Genomic DNA, 17,960 nt, shown 5'->3' with positions numbered 1-17,960 from the left:
GAGTAGGAAGGGGAGTGCGGGGCGGGCGGTCCGGGTCAGAAGAGTTTGCCGGGGTTGAGGATGCCCAGTGGGTCGAACGCCGCCTTGATCGCCTGCTGCATCTCCAGGCCGACCGGACCGAGTTCGCGGGCCAGCCACTCCTTCTTCAGGACGCCCACCCCGTGCTCGCCGGTGATGGTGCCGCCGAGTTCCAGGCCGAGGGCCATGATCTCGTCGAAGGACTCGCGGGCCCGCCGGGACTCGTCGGGGTCGGCGGCGTCGAAGCAGACGGTGGGGTGGGTGTTGCCGTCGCCCGCGTGCGCGCAGACGCCGATGGTCAGGTCGTACTTTGCGGCGATGCGGTCGATCCCGCCGAGCATCTCGCCGAGCTTCGAGCGCGGCACGCAGACGTCGTCGATCATCGTCGTGCCCTTGACCGCCTCCAAGGCGGTGAGCGACAACCGACGCGCCTGGAGCAGCAGTTCGGACTCGGCGGCGTCGTCGGCCGGGACGACCTGGGTGGCTCCGGCGGCCTCGCACAGCGCGCCCACGGCGGCGAGGTCGGCGGCCGGGTCCGGGGTGTCGAAGGCCGCGAGCAGCAGCGCCTCGGTGGTCTCGGGCAGGCCCATGTGGGCAAGGTCGTTGACGGCCTTGACCGTCGTACGGTCCATCAGTTCGAGCAGGGACGGCACGTGGCCGCGCTCCATGATCCGGCAGACGGCGTCGCAGGCGGCGGAGGCGGAGGCGAACTCGGCGGCCAGCACGAGCTGTTGCGGCGGCTGCGGGCGCAGGCCGAGGACCGCGCGGACGACGACGCCGAGCGAGCCCTCGGAGCCGACGAAGAGCCGGGTGAGGTCGTAGCCCGCGACGCCCTTGGCGGTCCGGCGGCCGGTGCTCATCAGCCGACCGTCGGCGAGGACGACGTCCAGACCGAGGACGTACTCGGCCGTCACCCCGTACTTGACGCAGCACAGGCCGCCCGAGGCGGTGCCGATGTTCCCGCCGATGGTGCACATCTCCCAGCTGGAGGGGTCCGGCGGGTAGTAGAGGCCGTGTTCGTTGACCGCACGGGAGAGCGCGGCGTTGACGACGCCCGGTTCGACGACCGCGATCCGGTCGACGGGGCTGATCTCCAGGATGCGGTCCATCTTGACGAGCGAGAGGACGACGCAGCCCTCGGAGGCGTTGGCGGCGCCGGACAGGCCGGTGCGGGCGCCCTGCGGGACGACGGGGACGCGCAGCCGGGTCGCGGTGCGCATGACGTGCTGGACGTGGGCGACGGTGCGGGGCAGGACGACGACGGCGGGGGTGCCCGCGGCACAGAAGCTCGCCATGTCGTTGGCGTACGCGGAGGTGACGTCCGGATCGGTGAGGACCGCCTCGGCGGGCAGCCCGGCCAGCAGAAGATCGACGAGGTTCCCGGTGACGGCGGTGTCCTCACCCCGTCGGGCTTCGATACGGCTCATGATCACAGCGTGGCACTCGGGGCCATCGGTGTGAACCCCGTCTGCGGCACCTGTCCGTGCCCGGGAGCGCCGGGCACGGTGGCGCATGGTGTGCGGCATGGACTTCGAACAGTGGCGGCCGTTCCCCCGGCGCGGGAGCCGCGCCCGTGTCCTGCGCCGGGTGCTGGCCGGGACGGCCGTGGCCGGTGCCGTCCTCGGCGGGGTGCTGTCGCTGCTGCCGGCCGGGGCGGACCGGCCCCCGGCGCCCGCACCGGGTCCGGTGGCCCGTGCGGCGAATGCGGTGGGCACGGGGGTGCCCGTGGCGCTGCCCGAGCTGGCGGCGCTGATCGGACAGCGCGAGGCACGGGTACGGGCCCGGCCGCGCGACGGCGTGTCGTGGGCGGTGCTCGGCGCGGCCTATGTCGAACAGGCCCGCAGGACCGCCGCCCCGTCCTACTACCCGAAGGCCGAGGACGCGCTGCTCACCTCCCTCAAGGCGGGAGGCAAGGCACGGCTGCCCGCGCTGGAGGGGCTTGCCGCGCTGGCCAACGCGCGCGGTGACTTCCGTACCGCGAAGAAGTGGGGCGGGACGGCGGCGGCCGAGGCGCCGAAGCGGTGGGCGGCCTACCCGCAGCTCGTCGAGGCGTACGAGGGGCTCGGTGACTACAAGGCGGCCGGGAAGGCGGTCGACAGGCTGCTCGATCTGCGTCCCGGGCCCGCGGCCATGGCGCGGGCCGCCGGGTTCTACCGGGACCGCGGCCGGCGCGAGGACGCCGCCGCCGCGCTCTCGGACGCGGCGGCCGGTGCCCGCACCCGCGCCGAACGGGCCGCCTACCTGACCCGCGCGGGCGACCTCGCCTGGGAGCGCGGCGAACCCGCGGAGGCGCTGCGCCGGTACACGGCCGCGCTGGGCACCGACCCCGACGAGCACGGCGCGCTCGCCGGGCAGGGGCGGACACTGACCGCGCTGAGCCGTACCTCGGAGGGCCTGAGCGCCTACCGGACCGCGCTCACCAAGCAGCCGTCGCCCCAGTACGCCCTGGAGCTGGGCGAGTTGTACGAGGCGCTGGGGCTGCCCGGGGCGGCCAGGGTCCAGTACGACCTGCTGCGGGACCGGGTGCGCCGGGAGAGCGCCGCGGGCGTGGACGACGAGCTGGTGCTCGGCGCGTTCGAGGCGGACCACGGGGACGCGCGGTCCGCGGTGCGGCGGCTGCGCGCCGAGTGGCGGCGGCAGCCGGGCATCGCCGTCGCGGACGCGCTGGGCTGGGCGCTGCACCGGGCCGGGGACGACGCGGAGGCGGTGAAGTTCGCGGCGCGGGCCACGGACGCGGAGCACGGCGGCGGGGTGCGCAGCGCGCAGTACGCCTACCACCGGGGCGCGATCGAGCGCGCCCTCGGCCTTGACGGCCCGGCCCGCCGCCATCTCGCCGAGGCGCTGCGCGTCAACCCGTACTTCTCCCCGCTGCACGTCCCGCGCGCCAGAAAGGCACTCGCGGCCCTCGGCGATCCGCCCGCGGAGGGGCTGCCCGAGGACGGGCGGTCCGCCGGGAGCCGGCGCTGAGACCACGGGCTCTCAGAGCGCCGCCGTGCCGATCATGGCGTTGCGGGTGACCAGGCGGGCGAGCGCCTCCTCGTCGAGGCCGTCGGTGCCGGACGGGCGGCGCGGCAGCACCAGGTAGCGGGTCTCCGCGCTGGAGTCCCACACCGTGATCTGGGTGGCGGCCGGCAGGTCGAGCCCGAACTCGGCGAGCACCGCCCGGGGTTCGCGCACCACCCGCGAGCGGTACGCCTCCGACTTGTACCAGCTCGGGGACGGGCCGAGCAGCCGCAGCGGGTAGCAGGAGCAGAGCGTGCACACGATCACGTTGTGCACCGACTCGGTGTTCTCCACGACCCGCAGCCGCTGGTAGGAGCCCTCCGGGCCGTCCATGAAGCCGAGTTCGCGGACGGCCGCCGTACCGTCCGCGAGGAGGCGGGCCCGGTAACCGGGGTCCGTCCAGGCGCGGGCGACGACCCGGGCGCCGTGCGCGGGTGACGCGCCGGACAGGAAGGCGTCGATCGCCTCGTCCAGGGCCCCGCCCGAGAGCACGCCCCGCTCCTCCAGCAGGGTCTCCAGGCGCCGGACCTTCCGGGAGATCGCCGCGTCGTCGTGGTGGCCGGTCTCACCGCTCGTCATCGGCGGCCTCCTCCAGGTAGCTCTCCCACAGGTCCAGTACGACGTGGTGGTCGCCCTCGCCCCACAGGTCGCGGGCCGCGAACCGGACGGCGTAGATCTGCTCCACGGGGGCGTCGCCGCGGCCCGCCGCGTTCACGTCGGCGAGCGGCGCGCGGCCCTCCGGCTCGACCACCACGCCGTGCTTGCCGCGCGCGTACCGGGGCAGCCGGGTGTGGTGCGGCGGGTCGTGGCGGTAGGTGCGCACCCGCGCGCCCGGCCGGAAGCGGTCGTCAGCCATCGGACGCACCCGCCGTCCCGGACGCACCCGCCGTCCCGGACGCACCCGCTGTCCCGGGCTCGCCGGTCTCGTCCAGTTCGCCGGGCGCGATGACCCCTTTGCGTTCCAGCAGCAGGCAGACCGCCCGGAACCACCGCTCGTAGTACGAGGCGCCCAGGTACTCCCCCGGCTCCATCGACTCGATGGCGTCGCGGAACTCGTCGGTGTTGAACACGCCCTGGGCGCGCAGGGCGTTCATCAGCCCGAAGACCCGGGCCTCCCAGTCGGCGTGGAAGGGTTCGGTGTCGTCGGTGGTGTCGAGGACACCGAACCCCTGCATGCCGCCCACGTCGTTGATCCTGGCCATGCCCGTCAGCGTACGTGCGGGCGCCCGGAGAAGGACCGCCGTTACGGGGATCTACAGGTTGCCGCGCTTGTCCTGCTCGCGCTCGATCGCCTCGAACAGCGCCTTGAAGTTGCCCTTGCCGAAGCCCATCGAGCCATGGCGTTCGATGATCTCGAAGAACACGGTCGGCCGGTCCTGGACCGGCTTGGTGAAGATCTGGAGCAGATAGCCGTCCTCGTCGCGGTCGGCGAGGATCTTCAGCTCGCGCAGGGTGTCGACGGGCACGCGGGTGTCGCCGACCCACTCGCCGAGGGTGTCGTAGTACGAGTCGGGGGTGTCCAGGAACCGCACGCCCGAGGCGCGCATCGTGCGGACCGTCTCCACGATGTCGTTGGTGTTGAGGGCGATGTGCTGGACGCCGGCGCCGCCGTAGAACTCCAGGTACTCGTCGATCTGGGACTTCTTCTTCGCGACGGCCGGCTCGTTGATCGGAAACTTGACCTTCAGGGTGCCGTCCGCGACCACCTTGGACATCAGGGCGCTGTACTCGGTGGCGATGTCGTCGCCCACGAACTCCTTCATGTTCGTGAAGCCGAGGACCTTGTTGTAGAACTCGACCCATTCGTTCATCCGGCCCAGTTCGACGTTGCCGACGCAGTGGTCCACGGCCTGGAAGGTGCGGCGGGCCGGGGGCGCGACGAGCGGCTCGGCGGCGGTGTAGCCGGGCAGGTAGGGGCCGGTGTAGCCGGTGCGCTCGACCAGGGTGTGCCGGGTCTTGCCGTAGGTGGCGATGGCGGCGAGCACGACCGTGCCGTGCTCGTCCTTCAGCTCGTACGGTTCGGCGACCGAGCGGGCGCCGTGCCCGACGGCGTAGGCGTGGGCGGCGCGCGCGTCCGGGACCTCGATGGCGAGGTCGACGACGCCGTCCCCGTGCTCGGCGACGTGGTCGGCGAGGAAACGGCCGTGGTCGGTGGCGGGCTTGATGACGGAGGTGAGGACGAAGCGTGCCGAGCCGTTGGTGAGGACGTACGACGCTGTCTCGCGGCTGCCGTTCTCCGGTCCGGAGTACGCGACGAGCTGCATGCCGAAGGCGGTGGAGTAGTAGTGCGCGGCCTGCTTGGCGTTGCCGACGGCGAAGACGACCGCGTCCATTCCCTTGACCGGGAAGGGGTCGGCCTCGCGCGCGGTGCTGGGGGTGTGGTGGGTGGTCTCAGTCATGGCGGCAGCGTGGCTCCGTTCCACAAGCTGCGCAATAGTTTGCGTTTCGGCTGGGCAATGTGACCAGTGACAGGCCCGTTCGACCGGGCGTTGTGTACATGATGACCACTGCGGCGGTAGTGATGGCGATCGATCGGCTGGACGGCAGACTCATCGTGCTGCTCGCGAGAGAGCCGCGCATCGGGGTGCTGGAGATGTCCCGGCGGCTGGGGGTGGCGCGCGGCACCGTGCAGGCCCGGCTCGACCGGCTTCAGTCGAATGGAGTCATCCGCGGCTTCGGTCCGGAGGTGGACCCGGCGGCGCTCGGATACCCGGTGACGGCGTTCGCCACTCTGGAGATCCGGCAGGGCCAAGGCGCCGACGTACGGGCGCACTTGGCGACCGTCCCGGAGGTCCTGGAGCTGCACACCACGACCGGTGGCGGCGACATGCTGTGCCGGCTCGTGGCCCGCTCGAACGCCGATCTCCAGCGGGTGATCGACCTGGTCGTCGGTTTTGATGGCATCGTCCGGGCCTCCACGGCGATCGTCATGGAGAACCCCGTTCCGCTGCGGATCATCCCGCTGGTGGAGCAGGCGTCCGAGGACGTCTGACGGAGCAGGCGTCGCGGGACGCCTGACACGGGGGCCGAGCGGCCGCGCCCGGCGGTACGCCGTCGTGAGGTGAGGCCGGGTGAACTTCTGGGAGTACCTGGGCAGCCGCCACCAGCAGCTGCTCACCGACGCGTATCAGCACGCCAGCGCGGTCTTCCAGTGCATGGTCGTGGCGACCGTCATCGGCGTGGTCATCGGCGTCGTCACCTACCGCAGCGACTGGGCGGGCAGCCTCGCCACGACCACCACCTCGACCGTCCTGACCATCCCCTCGCTCGCCATGATCGGCCTGCTCATCCCGCTGGTCGGCCTGGGCGTCCCGCCGACGGTCATCGCGCTGACGCTCTACGGGCTGCTGCCGATCGTGCGCAACGCGATCGTGGGGCTGCGCGGGGTCGACCCGTCCCTTGTGGAGGCGGCCCGGGGCATCGGCATGTCCCGCGTGGCCCGGCTGCTGCGGGTGGAACTGCCGCTCGCCTGGCCGCCGATCCTCACCGGCATCCGGGTCTCCACGCAGATGCTGATGGGCATCGCGGCGATCGCCGCGTACGCCTCGGGCCCCGGTCTCGGCAACGAGATCTTCCGCGGCATCGGCTCGCTGGGCAGCAAGAACGCGCTGAACCAGGTCCTCGCGGGCACGCTCGGCATCATCGTCCTGGCGCTGCTCTTCGACGCCGTGTACGTCCTCGTCGGACGGCTGACCATCCCGAGGGGGATCCGTGTCTGAGACCACCAGCGGCAGCACGACCGTCGACGACTCCCCCGATGGCGGCGCGGGTCCGGCGACCGGCGCCACCATCGAGCTGGAGAACCTCACCAAGCGCTACCCGGGCAGCAAGGACCCCGCGGTGGACTGCGTGAACATGCAGATCCAGGCGGGCGAGCTGGTGGTCTTCGTCGGCCCCTCCGGGTGCGGCAAGTCGACCACCCTGAAGATGATCAACCGGCTGATCGAGCCGACCGGCGGGCGCATCCGCATCGGCGGCGAGGACGTCACCGACATGGACCCGGTCAAGCTCCGCCGCAAGATCGGTTACGCGATCCAGTCCTCGGGCCTGTTCCCGCACCTGACCGTCGCGCAGAACATCGCCCTCGTCCCGCGGATGACCGGCTGGTCGAAGCAGCGGACCAGGGAGCGGGTGACGGAGATGCTCGACCTCGTCGGACTCGACCCTGGCGAGTTCCGCGGCCGGTACCCGCGCCAGCTCTCCGGCGGCCAGCAGCAGCGCGTGGGGGTGGCCAGGGCGCTCGCCGCCGACCCGCCCGTCCTGCTGATGGACGAGCCCTTCGGCGCCGTCGACCCGATCACCCGCGACCACCTCCAGGACGAGCTGATCCGGCTCCAGCACGAACTGCACAAGACGATCGTCTTCGTCACCCACGACTTCGACGAGGCGATCAAGCTGGGCGACCGGATCGTGGTGCTGCGCGAGCGCTCGCAGATCGTGCAGTTCGACACCCCGGAGGCGATCCTCACCAACCCGGCCGACGACTTCGTCTCCGGGTTCGTCGGCGCGGGCGCCGCGCTGAAGCGGCTCAACCTCACCCGCGTACGGGACGTCGAGGTCAACGACGCCCCGACGGTCACCGTCGACGAACCGCTCCAGGAGATCATGAACAAGCTCCGCTCCAGCGGTACGAACGAGATCCTGGTGCTCGACAAACGGGACCGCCCCTACAAATGGCTGCGCCGCGGCGATCTGATGCGCGCCCAGGGTTCGCTGGCCAGGGCCGGCACCCTCGTCCAGGACACGGTGTCCCGCGACGCCACCCTGCGGGACGCCCTGGAAGCCGTCCTCGTGGACAGCGCGGGCCGCGTCGCGGTAACCGGACGGCGCCGCGAGTACATCGGCGTCGTGGACCTGGAGACGCTGATGAACTCCGTGCACGAACTCCTCGAGGCCGACCGGCTCGACGCGATGGAACACCAGCAGGAGCTGGAGGAGGCCCGCACCGAGAAGACCCATCACGACCAGGAGGGCATCGAGGGCGGGGAGGCGAAGGCGTGAGCGGCTCCAGCATGCGTCCGGGACCGCCGTCGCACGGCCGTACGGGCGACGGCCCGTCCGGTCACCCGGACGGCGGAAGCGGCGAAGGCGCCGGCGGAGCCGGGGCTGCCGGTGACGGCGGTGCTGTCGCTGGCGGCGGTGCTGTCGCTGGCGGTGGTGGTGCCATCGGTGACGGCGGTGCTGTCGGTGACGGCGGTGCTGTCGCTGGCGGTGGTGCCGTCGGTGACGGCGGTGGTGCCGTCGGTGGCGGTGGCGGAGGCCCGCGTGTCGGTGAGGGCGCGGTGGGTGACGGCGGCGCGAGCGGGACGCCGCCCTCGCCCGGGGCCACCCGCCGCCGGGTGACCTGGCAGAAGCTGGCCCTCCTGCCTGCGGTCGTGGTGCTCGTACTCCTCGCCACCTGGCTGTGGTTCCGGCAGGCAGACCTCGACCAGGTCTCCGAGAACGCGCTGTCGAACGGCCAGGTGTGGAAGGCGGTGCGCCAGCACATCCGGCTGACGGTGATCTCCACCTTCTTCGTCCTGATCATCGCGATCCCGCTGGGGATCCTGCTGACCCGCCGGGCCCTGCGCAAGGCCGCCCCCGTCGCGCTGGCCGTCGCCAACATGGGCCAGGCCACCCCGGCGATCGGCCTCCTCGCCCTGCTGGTCATCTGGCTCGGCACCGGACAGAAGGCCGCCCTCATCGGCATCATCATCTACGCCGTCCTGCCGGTCCTGTCCAACACGATCGCGGGCCTGCGCGCGAACGACCCGACGCTCCTGGAGGCCGCCCGCGGCATCGGCATGTCGCCCCTGGGCATCCTGCTGCGCGTCGAACTCCCGCTGGCCGTACCGCTGATCCTCGCGGGCGTACGGACGGCCCTCGTCCTGAACGTCGGTACGGCGACCCTCGCCACGTTCGGCGGCGGGGGCGGCCTCGGCGTCCTGATCACGGCGGGCATCACCAACCAGCGCATGCCCGTCCTCGTTCTCGGCTCGGTCCTCACGGTGGCGCTCGCCCTGCTCGTGGACTGGCTGGCCTCCCTGGCGGAACTGCTGCTGCGGCCGCGGGGTCTGGAGGTGCGGGCATGAGGCGTACGCGTGCGCTGTCGGCCGGGGTGCTCGTCCTGGTCACCGCCGCCCCCGGGCTGACTGCCGGCTGCGGGCTGACCAGCGGCTCCCCCATGGTCGACGACGTCCGGCCGGGCACGATCGGGCGGGGAGAACCGCTCGCGGGCGCCCATCTGACGGTGACCTCGAAGGCGTTCACCGAGCAGCTCATCCTCGGCGCGATCATGGGCATCGCCTTCGAAGCGGCCGGCGCGGACGTCCTGGACCGCACCGGCGTACAGGGGTCCATCGGCTCGCGCGAGGCGGTCAAGAAGGGCGAGGTCGACGCCGGTTACGAGTACACGGGCACCGCCTGGATCACGTACCTCGGGCACAGCCGGCCCATCACCGACCCGCACGAGCAGTGGAAGGCGGTCCGGGACGCGGACGCCAAGAACGGCGTCACCTGGCTGTCGCCCTCCGAGCTGAACAACACCTACGCCCTCGCCATGAACCAGGCCAACTTCAAGAAGCACGGCACGAAGACGCTGTCGGACGTCGCCGCGCTCGCCAAGTCGGACCCGGGAGCGGTGACGGTCTGCGTGGAGAGCGAGTTCGCCAACCGCGCCGACGGTCTGCCAGGCATGGAGAAGAAGTACGGGATGCGCCTGCCCGCCGGGAACATCACCCAGATGGACACCGGGATCGTCTACACCCAGGTGAAGAAGGGCAGTTGCACGTACGGCGAGGTCTTCACCACCGACGGGCGGATCAGGTCGATGAGCCTGGAGGTGATGGAGGACGACAAGAAGTTCTTCCCCAACTACAACGTCGCCCCGATGGTCAACTCCGCGTCGCTGCGCGAGCATCCGGCGATCGCCGAGGTCCTGGACCCGGTCACGAAGAGGCTGAACAACACGGTGGCCCAGACCCTGAACGCCAAGGTCGACGTCGACGGCGAGGACCCGCACCAGGTCGCCCTGGACTGGATGAGGCGGGAAGGGTTCGTGAGGGACAGCGACAGCGACAGCGACAGCGACTGAAGATCGCGGTGGCTCAGCAGCCCGGTCGGGCCGGCCCCTCGGCTCAGCAGCTCGGGACCGAGCCCTTGTCCTTTTCCAGGGCCACCAGCGCGTCGACCGCACCCTTGAGCGTGGTCACCGGGACGAGCCGCAGCCCCTTCGGCAGCTCGGCCTGGGCGTCCGAGCACTCGGCCTTCGGTACGAGGAAGACGGTCGCGCCGTCGCGCCGGGCGGCCTGGGTCTTCAGGGCCACCCCGCCGACCGCGCCCACCTTGCCGTCGCCGTCGATCGTCCCCGTACCCGCGATGGTGCGGCCGCCCGTGAGGTCGCCGCCGCTGCCGTCGCCGTCCAGCTTGTCGACGATGCCGAGCGAGAACAGCAGCCCGGCGCTGGGCCCGCCCACGTCCGCCAGCTTCAGTTCGACCTTGACGTCCTTGCGGTCCAGGTAGGACAGCGCGGCCTCGGTGGCGGAGTCCTGGGAGTCCTTCATCTGCGCGACGTTGTGCTTCTCGATCTCCTCGACGCTGTCGCCGCTCGGGTAGACCGCGTCGCGCGGCATCACCGCCCGGTCCGTACGGAACCAGTTGCCGACCACGTCACCGAGGTCCACGTGCGTGTCGGGCCCGGTGGCCTCGATCGTCGTCATCCGCAGCTCGCCGCTCGTCTCGCGCGTGGCCGCCCCCGTGATCGTGATCACCGGGTCGCCCTTGTGCTTGCCCAGCACGTTCGCCGTCGAGCCCGGCTGCGCCAGGGAGAACGGCAGCGGTGCGAACGCCGCGGTGGCGAGCAGCGCCACGACGGGCACGGCACAGACGACGAGGGCCTTGGGACGCGGGAGACGAGAGAGCACGAGGTCAATCTAACGTGCGGGCGGGTGGCCGCCCGCGGGGGCGGGGGCCTGCGGGGCGGGGGCCTGCGGGGCGGCGGCCTGCGGGGCGGGGGCCCGGCCGTCCGGTGCTTATCGCGGCGCGTGCGGTGCTCACGGCGGCGCGTGCGGTGCTCACGGCGGCACGTCCGGTGCTCACGGCGGCACGTCCGGTGCTCACGGCGGCACGTCCGGTACTCACCGCGGCACGTCCGGTACTCACCGCGGCACGTCCGGTACTCACCGCGGCACGTCCGGTACTCACCGCGGCACGTCCGGTACTCACCGCAGCGCCTCCGCCACCTCCCGGGCCGCGTCGACCACGCGCGGGCCCACCCGCTCCGGTACGGCGTCCGCGAGCATGACGACGCCGACGCTGCCCTCGACCCCGGTCACGCCGACGAGGGGGGCCGCGGCCCCGCTCGCCCCCGCCTCCAGTTCACCGTGGGTCAGCGTGTAGCCGGGGTCGCACACGGGCGTCTTGCGGGCGGCGAGTATCGCCCGGCCCGCGGCACCCCGGTCCAGCGGGTGCCGGAACCCGGCGCGGTACGCCACGTGGTAGTCGGTCCAGGACGGCTCGACGACGGCGACGGCGAGCGCCTCGGCCCCGTCGACCAGGGTGAGGTGCGCGGTGGCGCCGATGTCCTCGGCGAGCGCCCGCAGCGCGGGCAGCGCGGCTTCCCGTACCAGCGGGTGCACCTGGCGGCCCAGGCGCAGCACGCCGAGTCCGACCCGGGCGCGGCCGCCCAGGTCACGGCGGACCAGAGCGTGCTGCTCCAGCGTGGCGAGCAACCGGTACACGACGGTCCGGTTCACGCCGAGTTTGTTCGAGAGCTCGGTGACGGTCAGCCCGTGATCCGTGTCGGCGAGCAGCTTGAGGACACGCAGTCCCCGGTCGAGCGTCTGGGAGGTCTCCGCGGTCACGACGCCCACTCCTTAGTGGTGAGGGTCGGCGGCCCCCTCCGCGGCGGTTGCGTGGCCGAGTCCCGTCGGCGACGCGCTTCAGTGGCCGCCGGTCGGCAAGCGGCCCGGGTCTCCCCGGGGCGAGGTCGCTTCACGGCTGCGCTCCGCGGCGGCGCTGCCACGGGGCGTGTGCGTAGCGGGGACAGTAGCGAGCCGGTCCGCTCAGCGGAAGGCTCCGTCCAGAATCCGGGCAGGTCCGGACACGCGCCGTTTTCTTTTGCCCCAAAACATTCCGAGTGCCCGCATAGAGAACGCACATCGGGCTCACATACGACGCGCGGGCGGCGGGCCGCGCTCGGTGAAGCGGTGGGCCCGCGCTCGGTGAGCCGGTGGGCGCGCCCGATGAACCGGTGACCGTGCGGATGTGGTGGGCTGCCGGGAACGTCGGTCCGCGGCTGACGTCGCCGGCCCGCCGCAGCCGCCGCCACGCCGCCGGCACCGGCTCACCGCATCCGCGTGGCCCACTCCTGCACCTTGGCGATCCGCTGCCGCAACTGCCCCGCCGTGGCCTCCGCGCTCGGCGGCCCGCCGCACACCCGCCGCAGCTCCGTGTGGATCACTCCGTGCGGCTTGCCGCTCTGGTGGACGTAGGCGCCGACCATCGTGTTCAGCTTCTTGCGCAGCTCCAGCAGCTCCTTGTGGGTGACCACGGGCCGCCGCTCGGCGGGCAGTTCGACGAGATCGGCCTCGCTGTCGGGCTTCTTGCGGCTGTGCGCGATCTGCCGGGCCTGCCGCTTCTGGAGCAGCATCTGCACCTGGTCGGGTTCGAGGAGACCCGGGATGCCGAGGTAGTCCTGCTCCTCCTCGCTGCCCGGGTGGGCCTGCATGCCGAACTCGGCGCCGTCGTAGAGGACCCGGTCGAAGACGGCGTCGGACTCCAGCGCCTCGAAGGGCAGCTCGTCCTGTTCGCCGGTGTCCTCGTCCTGCTGCTTCTCGGCCTCCGCCAGGAGCTTCTCCTCCTCGGCGTACGGGTCCTCCTCGCCCTCCTTCTTCGGCTTGTCCAGGACGTGGTCGCGCTCGACCTCCATCTCGTTGGCGAAGCCGAGCAGGTCGGGGATGGTCGGCAGGAAGACGGAGGCCGTCTCGCCGCGCCGCCTGGACCGTACGAAACGCCCGACGGCCTGCGCGAAGAACAGCGGCGTGGAGATCGTCGTGGCGTACACCCCGACCGCGAGCCGGGGCACGTCGACGCCCTCGGACACCATGCGGACGGCGACCATCCACCGGTCGTCGTTGTGGCTGAAGGTGTCGATGTTGCCGGACGCGCCCGCGTCGTCGGAGAGGACGAGCGTCGCCTTCGTACCCGTTATCTCGCGGATCAGCTTGGCGTAGGCGCGCGCCGAGTCCTGGTCGGAGGCGATGACGAGACCACCGGCGTCCGGAATACCCTTCCTGACCTCGGTGAGCCGGGAGTCGGCGGCGCGCAGCACGCTCGGCATCCACTCGCCGCGCGGGTCGAGCGCGGTGCGCCACGCCTGGCTGACCGCGTCCTTGGTCATCGGCTCGCCGAGCCGCGCGGCGATCTCGTCGCCCGCCTTCGTACGCCAGCGCATGTTGCCGCTGTAGGAGAGGAAGATGACGGGCCGCACGACATGGTCGGCCAGCGCGTTGCCGTAGCCGTACGTGTAGTCGGCGGAGGACCGCCGGATCCCGTCGTTCCCCTCCTCGTACGTCACGAAGGGGATGGGATTGGTGTCGGACCGGAAGGGCGTACCGGTGAGCGCGAGCCGCCGGGTGGCGGGCTCGAAGGCTTCGAGGCAGGCCTCGCCCCAGGACTTGGAGTCACCGGCGTGGTGGATCTCGTCGAGGATCACGAGCGTCTTGCGCTGCTCGGCGCGGTTGCGGTGCAGCATCGGCCGCACCCCGACGCCCGCGTACGTGACGGCGACGCCCTGGTACTCCTTGCTGAGCGGGCCCGCGCTGTACTCCGGGTCCAGCTTGATCCCGATCCGCGCCGCCGCCTCCGCCCACTGCTTCTTCAGGTGCTCGGTCGGCGCGACCACGGTCACCTGCTGCACGACGTGGTGGTGCAGCAGCCAGGACGCGAGCGTCAGCGCGAAGGTCGTCTTGCCGGCGCCGGGGGTGGCGACGGCGAGGAAGTCGCGCGGCTGCTCCTGGATGTACTTCTCCATCGCCCCCTGCTGCCACGCCCGGAGCCTGTTGGCGGTGCCCCAGGGGGCACGGCCGGGGAACGCGGGCGAGAGGTGGTGCGAGGACGACGCGGCCGCGGAGGCCGCGGCGGAGGAGGCGGAGGTGGCGGCGGTGGTAGTCACGGTCTCCGTGGGGGTGGTCTGATCGGCTACGTATGACAACCGGGCCACCCTACCGGCGCGGCACCCGCGCCCATGCCCGTACGACGCGGGGGCGGGGGCGGATGGGAGTTACGTCACAGGGCAGCCGCCCGGCGTACGGATCACCGCTCCCGGAGCCTCGTCGTCACCCAGGCCCCCACCAGCGCCACCCCGGCCATCGGCAGGAAGACGGCGGCGAACGCGGCCGGGTGGGAGTGGTGGCCGGCGGCGGAGGTGGCGGTGTGCCCGACCGCACCGCCGCCCAGCGCGGCGAACGCGGCACCGCCGGCGGCGAGCAGGATCGCATTGGAGAGCCCGTCGGAGATCTGGAGCGCGGCGGAGTTGGCGCCGGTCTCCTCGGGCGCGGAGAGCTTGAGCAGCAGCACGCTGGTGGCGGCGATGGTCAGCCCCATCCCGAAGCAGCCGAAGGCCCAGGCGACGGCGACGGTCCAGACCGGTACGGAGGGCAGGAGCACGCTGGGCGCGGCGGCGATCGCGGCGGCGACCAGCACCATCCCGCCGGTCGTCAGCCGCTCCTTGTACGGCTCCAGGCGCGGCCTGGACTGCACGTAGGAGCCCAGCGCCCAGGTCGCGCCACCGGCCGCGAGCGAGAACCCGGCGAGCGTCGGCGACAGCCCGCGCTGGGTGACGAGCATCAGCGGTACGAAGGACTCGGCGGCGACGAAGGACCCGGCGGCGACGCCGCGCAGCAGCACGACGGAGGGCAGCCCGCGGGCGGCCCGGTAGGTACCGCGGGGCAGCAGCCGGAGCGCGGACGGGACGAGCAGCGCGGCCCCGGCGACGGCGGCGGGCAGCGCGACCCACCGCAGGGAACTGCCGGAGCCGTCACTCACCCCCTGGGCGGCGTACTGAATGAGCCCGGCGCCCGCCGAGATGCCGAGCGCGAGCCGGATGCGGCGCCGGTCGAAGCGGGCGGGGGCGGTCCCGCCGACAGAATCCGCGGGTCCGGCGGGGGTGGCGGGCCCGGACGCCCGCCGCCGTATCTGCGGCAGGGCGAGCGCGAGCGGAAAGACGACGAGGACCGGAATGCCGACGAACACGTACCGCCACCCCAGATGTTCGGTGACGGCACCGGCGGCGAGCGGCCCGACGACGGAGGGCACGACCCAACTCGCGGCGAAAGCCGCCATGATGGCGGGCCGCAACGACTCCGGATAAGCGCGCCCCACGACCACGTACAGCGCGACGATGACGAGCCCGCCGCCGAGCCCCTGCACCGCCCGCCCGAGCACGAAGACCCACATGCTCCCGGCGCTCCCGGCGAGCAGCAGCCCGAGCACGAAGGTCCCGATCCCGGCCGCGAGCGCCCCGAGGGGCCCGGACCGGTCGGCCCACTGCCCCGCGGACACCATCCCGAAGAGGCTGGTCGTGAAGTACGCGGAGAACGCGAAGGCGTAGAGCGAGAGCCCGTGCAGCTCGCGCGCCGCGACGGGCATGGCCGTGCCGACGGCGGTCGCCTCGAAGGCGATGAGGAACACGACGGAGACGATGCCGACGCTGAGCGCGCGGTAGTCGCGACCGAGCACGCCGCCCTCGACCGCAGTCGCCGCTTCGGCTGTCTTCGTGGGCTCGTTCCCGGCGAGCTTCGTGGGCTCGGTCCCGGCGAGCTTCGTGGGCTCGGTCCCGGCGAGATCGGCGACGCCGCTGTCGCCCGGCTCAAAGGCTGTCATGAGGGCCAGCGTAAGAGGCGTGATCGCCTTTGACCCCTGTCGCGAGCCGGTGCTCGCCTCGGACCTTGGTCGTACGACTGCACATGACGACCGCGTACGACTGTGAACGCGGTGTGGCAGTCGCGTTGCGGGGTCGGCGCATTCCTTGAGCCCGGCCCCGGCCCCCGCCTACGGTCAGTGCACCGAGTCCGGAACACACGAAGTCTCGTGAGGTTCCCGACCTGGCCGTGTGCCCGAGTGGTTCAGGGACTCGCCTGCAAAGCGAGTTACGCGGGTTCGATTCCCGCCACGGCCTCTGGCGCCGTGAACAGACGGACCGAGAGGGCGGCACCCCGAAGAGGGGCGCCGCCCTCTCGGTCGTCCGTCCCGGTTGAATTGATATATTGGATCAGGCATGCTGATATACGCCTTGTCGCACACACCGGGAGTCGCCATGAGCCGAACTGTCATCGACCTCGACGACGAGGCACTGGAGGCAGCCGCCAGGGAACTCGGCACCACCACCAAGCGCGAGACGATCAACACCGCCTTGCGCGAGGTCACCGCCCGCTACCGACGCCTGCGCGCACTCGAAGACGCCCGGCAGCTGGTGGCCGACGGAGCCCTGGACATCGACATCCTCCTGGACAAGAGCCAGTACCGGCCGTGACCGTCGCCGACTACCTCATCGACACCTCCGCCCTCGCCCGCGTCCTTCTCGCGCAGAACACGGCCGAGTGGGACGACAAAATCGCCGCCGGCCTCGTCGCTATCTGCGACATCACGGAACTTGAGGTCCTCTACTCCGCCCGCTCTTCCGCGGACCGCGCACGACTGAAGGCGTCACTCGACGCCCACTACGCGTGGTGTCCGATGCCGGACGGCATCTATCGCCGCTCCCGCGTGCTCCAGGAGCAGCTCACCGCGAAGGGCGAACACCGCAGCGCGGGCCCGGTCGACCTCCTCGTCGCAGCCGCCGCCGAAGAAGCGGGCCTCACCCTGCTCCACTACGACCGCGACTTCGAGACCATCGCCCGGACCACGGGCCAGCCGGTACGCACGATCGACCTCCGGCGGTGATCCTTTTCCAGCCTGGCCCGCCAGACTCCGCCCAGCCTCAGCCCTTGGAAACGAACGAGCCCTGGCCGAGCACGGTGTAGAGCCGGCCCTCTTCCCTGAGGGCCACTACTGCCTTCTGGACGGTGGAGGGGGCCACGTCCAACTCGGCGGCGAGGTCATTGACGGCAGGGAACCTCTCCCCCGCCGGGTACTGGCCGGCGTCCAGCCGTCGACGCAGCTCGGCAGCTACTTGAGGCCATACCGGCTTACTGCGGTCAAGATCCATGCAACCGAGAATGCGCGCGTTCTCGGGTTCCCGCGACCGCGTATACCCATATACGCGTATGCTCGGCTCCATGAGGCCCCCGCGACCGGGCGAACGGTCCGGGGGTATGGCCGTTCACCCTTGGAGTGACCGACAGTGCGAAGCCTACTTACCCTTCTCCTCTCATGGCTCCTGCCCGGCCAGGGCAAGCGACGAGCCGGCCCGCGGCTACCGCCTGCCCGGCGCACGGCACGGCGGCTGATCATCACGCACAGCGCCGTTCTCTGCTCGCGGCACCCCCAGGGCTACCTGCGAGGAGAAGACGCGGCGCTCGTCCGCCCCTACCTCCTCGCCCACCAGCGAACCCACGGCATCTACCACTGGGAGGCGGCCGCATGACCTCCACCTCCCCTCCTTCCCAGGTCCGTCTCCTGCCGTGGAGCGGGCCCGACGGCAAGGCGGCGCTTCTCGTCACGGACGGCCGCGCGACCCCGATGGCGCTCCTCGCCGACAGCATCGAGGCCGACCAGCTCAGCGATGGCGCAGCCGTGCTGAAGCTGTCGCGGGACATACTGATCACCGTCGGCCAACCGACCGCCGACGAGGCCCTGTTCCTGATCCGGCGTCTCACCGAGTGTCTGACGGACTCCCTGCGGATCTGTGAGAGCCGGGGGCACCGCATCCCGCCGTACGCGGACGACGGTCTCTTTACAGAGAGCTCGATCATGGCTGAAACTGACGAAGATCCAGCCTCGTGAGACGGTGCCCCACCCCG

At 71.9% G+C, this 17,960-nt stretch carries 20 protein-coding genes and 1 tRNA gene; 11 read left to right on the top strand and 10 right to left on the bottom strand.

Going from position 1 to position 17,960, the window contains the following annotated elements; translation table 11 throughout:
* Positions 1-35: 35 nt before the first annotated feature.
* Complete coding sequence (locus tag ACFV6E_RS09570; protein WP_385176617.1) at positions 36-1,451, bottom strand: FAD-binding oxidoreductase; 1,416 nt, start codon at positions 1,449-1,451, stop codon at positions 36-38.
* A 91-nt stretch (positions 1,452-1,542) separates the two neighbouring features.
* Here ACFV6E_RS09570 and ACFV6E_RS09565 point away from each other — a divergent pair, with 91 nt between their 5' ends.
* Complete coding sequence (locus ACFV6E_RS09565; protein WP_385460259.1) at positions 1,543-2,985, top strand: hypothetical protein; 1,443 nt, start codon at positions 1,543-1,545, stop codon at positions 2,983-2,985.
* Positions 2,986-2,997: 12 nt separating this feature from the next.
* On the opposite strand, the gene nthA is transcribed toward ACFV6E_RS09565, so the two are convergent.
* From nthA to hppD, 4 genes are read right to left on the bottom strand one after another with little or no spacing between them, the layout of a single operon-like run.
* Entirely contained in the window at positions 2,998-3,600 is a 603-nt protein-coding gene (nthA, locus tag ACFV6E_RS09560; protein WP_385460257.1) for a nitrile hydratase subunit alpha, read from the bottom strand.
* Positions 3,587-3,877, bottom strand: a complete 291-nt coding sequence (locus ACFV6E_RS09555) for an SH3-like domain-containing protein (RefSeq protein WP_385176608.1) — start codon at positions 3,875-3,877, stop codon at positions 3,587-3,589. The genes nthA and ACFV6E_RS09555 overlap by 14 nt, the downstream gene beginning before the upstream one ends.
* Complete coding sequence (locus tag ACFV6E_RS09550) at positions 3,870-4,223, bottom strand: hypothetical protein (protein WP_385460255.1); 354 nt, start codon at positions 4,221-4,223, stop codon at positions 3,870-3,872. Before ACFV6E_RS09550 ends, ACFV6E_RS09555 begins: the two co-directional genes overlap by 8 nt.
* Positions 4,224-4,274: 51 nt before the next feature.
* A complete protein-coding gene (hppD, locus tag ACFV6E_RS09545) occupies positions 4,275-5,420 on the bottom strand; it encodes a 4-hydroxyphenylpyruvate dioxygenase (protein ID WP_385176602.1) in 1,146 nt (381 codons plus the stop codon).
* 122 nt (positions 5,421-5,542) lie between these two features.
* Between hppD and ACFV6E_RS09540 the strand changes: the two genes are divergently transcribed.
* From ACFV6E_RS09540 to ACFV6E_RS09515, 6 genes are all read left to right on the top strand, one after another.
* Positions 5,543-6,013 carry an Lrp/AsnC family transcriptional regulator gene (locus tag ACFV6E_RS09540; RefSeq protein ID WP_385176600.1) on the top strand — a complete coding sequence of 157 codons (471 nt, stop codon included), beginning with the start codon at positions 5,543-5,545 and terminating at the stop codon, positions 6,011-6,013.
* A 79-nt stretch (positions 6,014-6,092) separates the two neighbouring features.
* Positions 6,093-6,740 carry an ABC transporter permease gene (locus ACFV6E_RS09535; protein ID WP_385176597.1) on the top strand — a complete coding sequence of 216 codons (648 nt, stop codon included), beginning with the start codon at positions 6,093-6,095 and terminating at the stop codon, positions 6,738-6,740.
* Positions 6,733-8,022, top strand: a complete 1,290-nt coding sequence (locus ACFV6E_RS09530) for a betaine/proline/choline family ABC transporter ATP-binding protein (RefSeq protein WP_385176594.1) — start codon at positions 6,733-6,735, stop codon at positions 8,020-8,022. The genes ACFV6E_RS09535 and ACFV6E_RS09530 overlap by 8 nt, the downstream gene beginning before the upstream one ends.
* A gap of 111 nt (positions 8,023-8,133) precedes the next feature.
* The gene (locus tag ACFV6E_RS09525) at positions 8,134-8,364 is read left to right on the top strand and encodes a hypothetical protein (protein ID WP_385460253.1); all 231 of its coding nucleotides are present in this window, start codon (positions 8,134-8,136) and stop codon (positions 8,362-8,364) included.
* Positions 8,304-9,092 (top strand): ABC transporter permease, encoded by a 789-nt coding sequence (locus tag ACFV6E_RS09520; protein WP_385460251.1) that lies wholly within the window; start codon positions 8,304-8,306, stop codon positions 9,090-9,092. Before ACFV6E_RS09525 ends, ACFV6E_RS09520 begins: the two co-directional genes overlap by 61 nt.
* On the top strand, positions 9,089-10,093 hold the full coding sequence (locus ACFV6E_RS09515; protein ID WP_385176591.1) for a glycine betaine ABC transporter substrate-binding protein: 1,005 nt from the start codon (positions 9,089-9,091) through the stop codon (positions 10,091-10,093). The genes ACFV6E_RS09520 and ACFV6E_RS09515 overlap by 4 nt, the downstream gene beginning before the upstream one ends.
* A gap of 43 nt (positions 10,094-10,136) precedes the next feature.
* Here the strand turns inward: ACFV6E_RS09515 and ACFV6E_RS09510 are convergent, their stop codons facing one another.
* The 4 genes from ACFV6E_RS09510 to ACFV6E_RS09495 all read right to left on the bottom strand — a co-directional run bounded on the left by ACFV6E_RS09510 (position 10,137) and on the right by ACFV6E_RS09495 (position 15,882).
* Positions 10,137-10,922, bottom strand: coding sequence for a S16 family serine protease (locus tag ACFV6E_RS09510; protein WP_385176588.1), 786 nt, complete (start codon positions 10,920-10,922; stop codon positions 10,137-10,139).
* Positions 10,923-11,219: 297 nt separating this feature from the next.
* A complete protein-coding gene (locus ACFV6E_RS09505) occupies positions 11,220-11,861 on the bottom strand; it encodes an IclR family transcriptional regulator (protein ID WP_385163976.1) in 642 nt (213 codons plus the stop codon).
* Positions 11,862-12,343: 482 nt separating this feature from the next.
* Entirely contained in the window at positions 12,344-14,173 is a 1,830-nt protein-coding gene (locus tag ACFV6E_RS09500) for a DEAD/DEAH box helicase (protein ID WP_385163979.1), read from the bottom strand.
* A gap of 140 nt (positions 14,174-14,313) precedes the next feature.
* A complete protein-coding gene (locus tag ACFV6E_RS09495; RefSeq protein ID WP_385163981.1) occupies positions 14,314-15,882 on the bottom strand; it encodes an MFS transporter in 1,569 nt (522 codons plus the stop codon).
* Positions 15,883-16,105: 223 nt separating this feature from the next.
* Here ACFV6E_RS09495 and ACFV6E_RS09490 point away from each other — a divergent pair.
* The 3 genes from ACFV6E_RS09490 (at position 16,106) to ACFV6E_RS09480 (ending at position 16,941) form a co-directional block, all read left to right on the top strand.
* A tRNA-Cys gene (locus ACFV6E_RS09490) sits at positions 16,106-16,177 on the top strand.
* A 138-nt stretch (positions 16,178-16,315) separates the two neighbouring features.
* On the top strand, positions 16,316-16,531 hold the full coding sequence (locus ACFV6E_RS09485) for a type II toxin-antitoxin system VapB family antitoxin (protein ID WP_385163984.1): 216 nt from the start codon (positions 16,316-16,318) through the stop codon (positions 16,529-16,531).
* A complete protein-coding gene (locus ACFV6E_RS09480; RefSeq protein ID WP_385163986.1) occupies positions 16,528-16,941 on the top strand; it encodes a PIN domain nuclease in 414 nt (137 codons plus the stop codon). The genes ACFV6E_RS09485 and ACFV6E_RS09480 overlap by 4 nt, the downstream gene beginning before the upstream one ends.
* A gap of 37 nt (positions 16,942-16,978) precedes the next feature.
* Here the strand turns inward: ACFV6E_RS09480 and ACFV6E_RS09475 are convergent, their stop codons facing one another.
* The gene (locus tag ACFV6E_RS09475; protein ID WP_385163989.1) at positions 16,979-17,206 is read right to left on the bottom strand and encodes a GntR family transcriptional regulator; all 228 of its coding nucleotides are present in this window, start codon (positions 17,204-17,206) and stop codon (positions 16,979-16,981) included.
* 374 nt (positions 17,207-17,580) lie between these two features.
* Between ACFV6E_RS09475 and ACFV6E_RS09470 the strand changes: the two genes are divergently transcribed.
* Positions 17,581-17,943 (top strand): hypothetical protein, encoded by a 363-nt coding sequence (locus tag ACFV6E_RS09470; protein ID WP_385163992.1) that lies wholly within the window; start codon positions 17,581-17,583, stop codon positions 17,941-17,943.
* The last annotated feature ends 17 nt before the right edge of the window (positions 17,944-17,960 follow it).

Origin of the sequence: Streptomyces sp. NPDC059785 (assembly GCF_042732375.1) — a bacterium.
Lineage (GTDB): Bacteria > Actinomycetota > Actinomycetes > Streptomycetales > Streptomycetaceae > Streptomyces.
The sequence above is the reverse complement of the archived record's forward strand: the minus strand, read 5'-3'. Positions and strand labels throughout refer to the sequence as shown.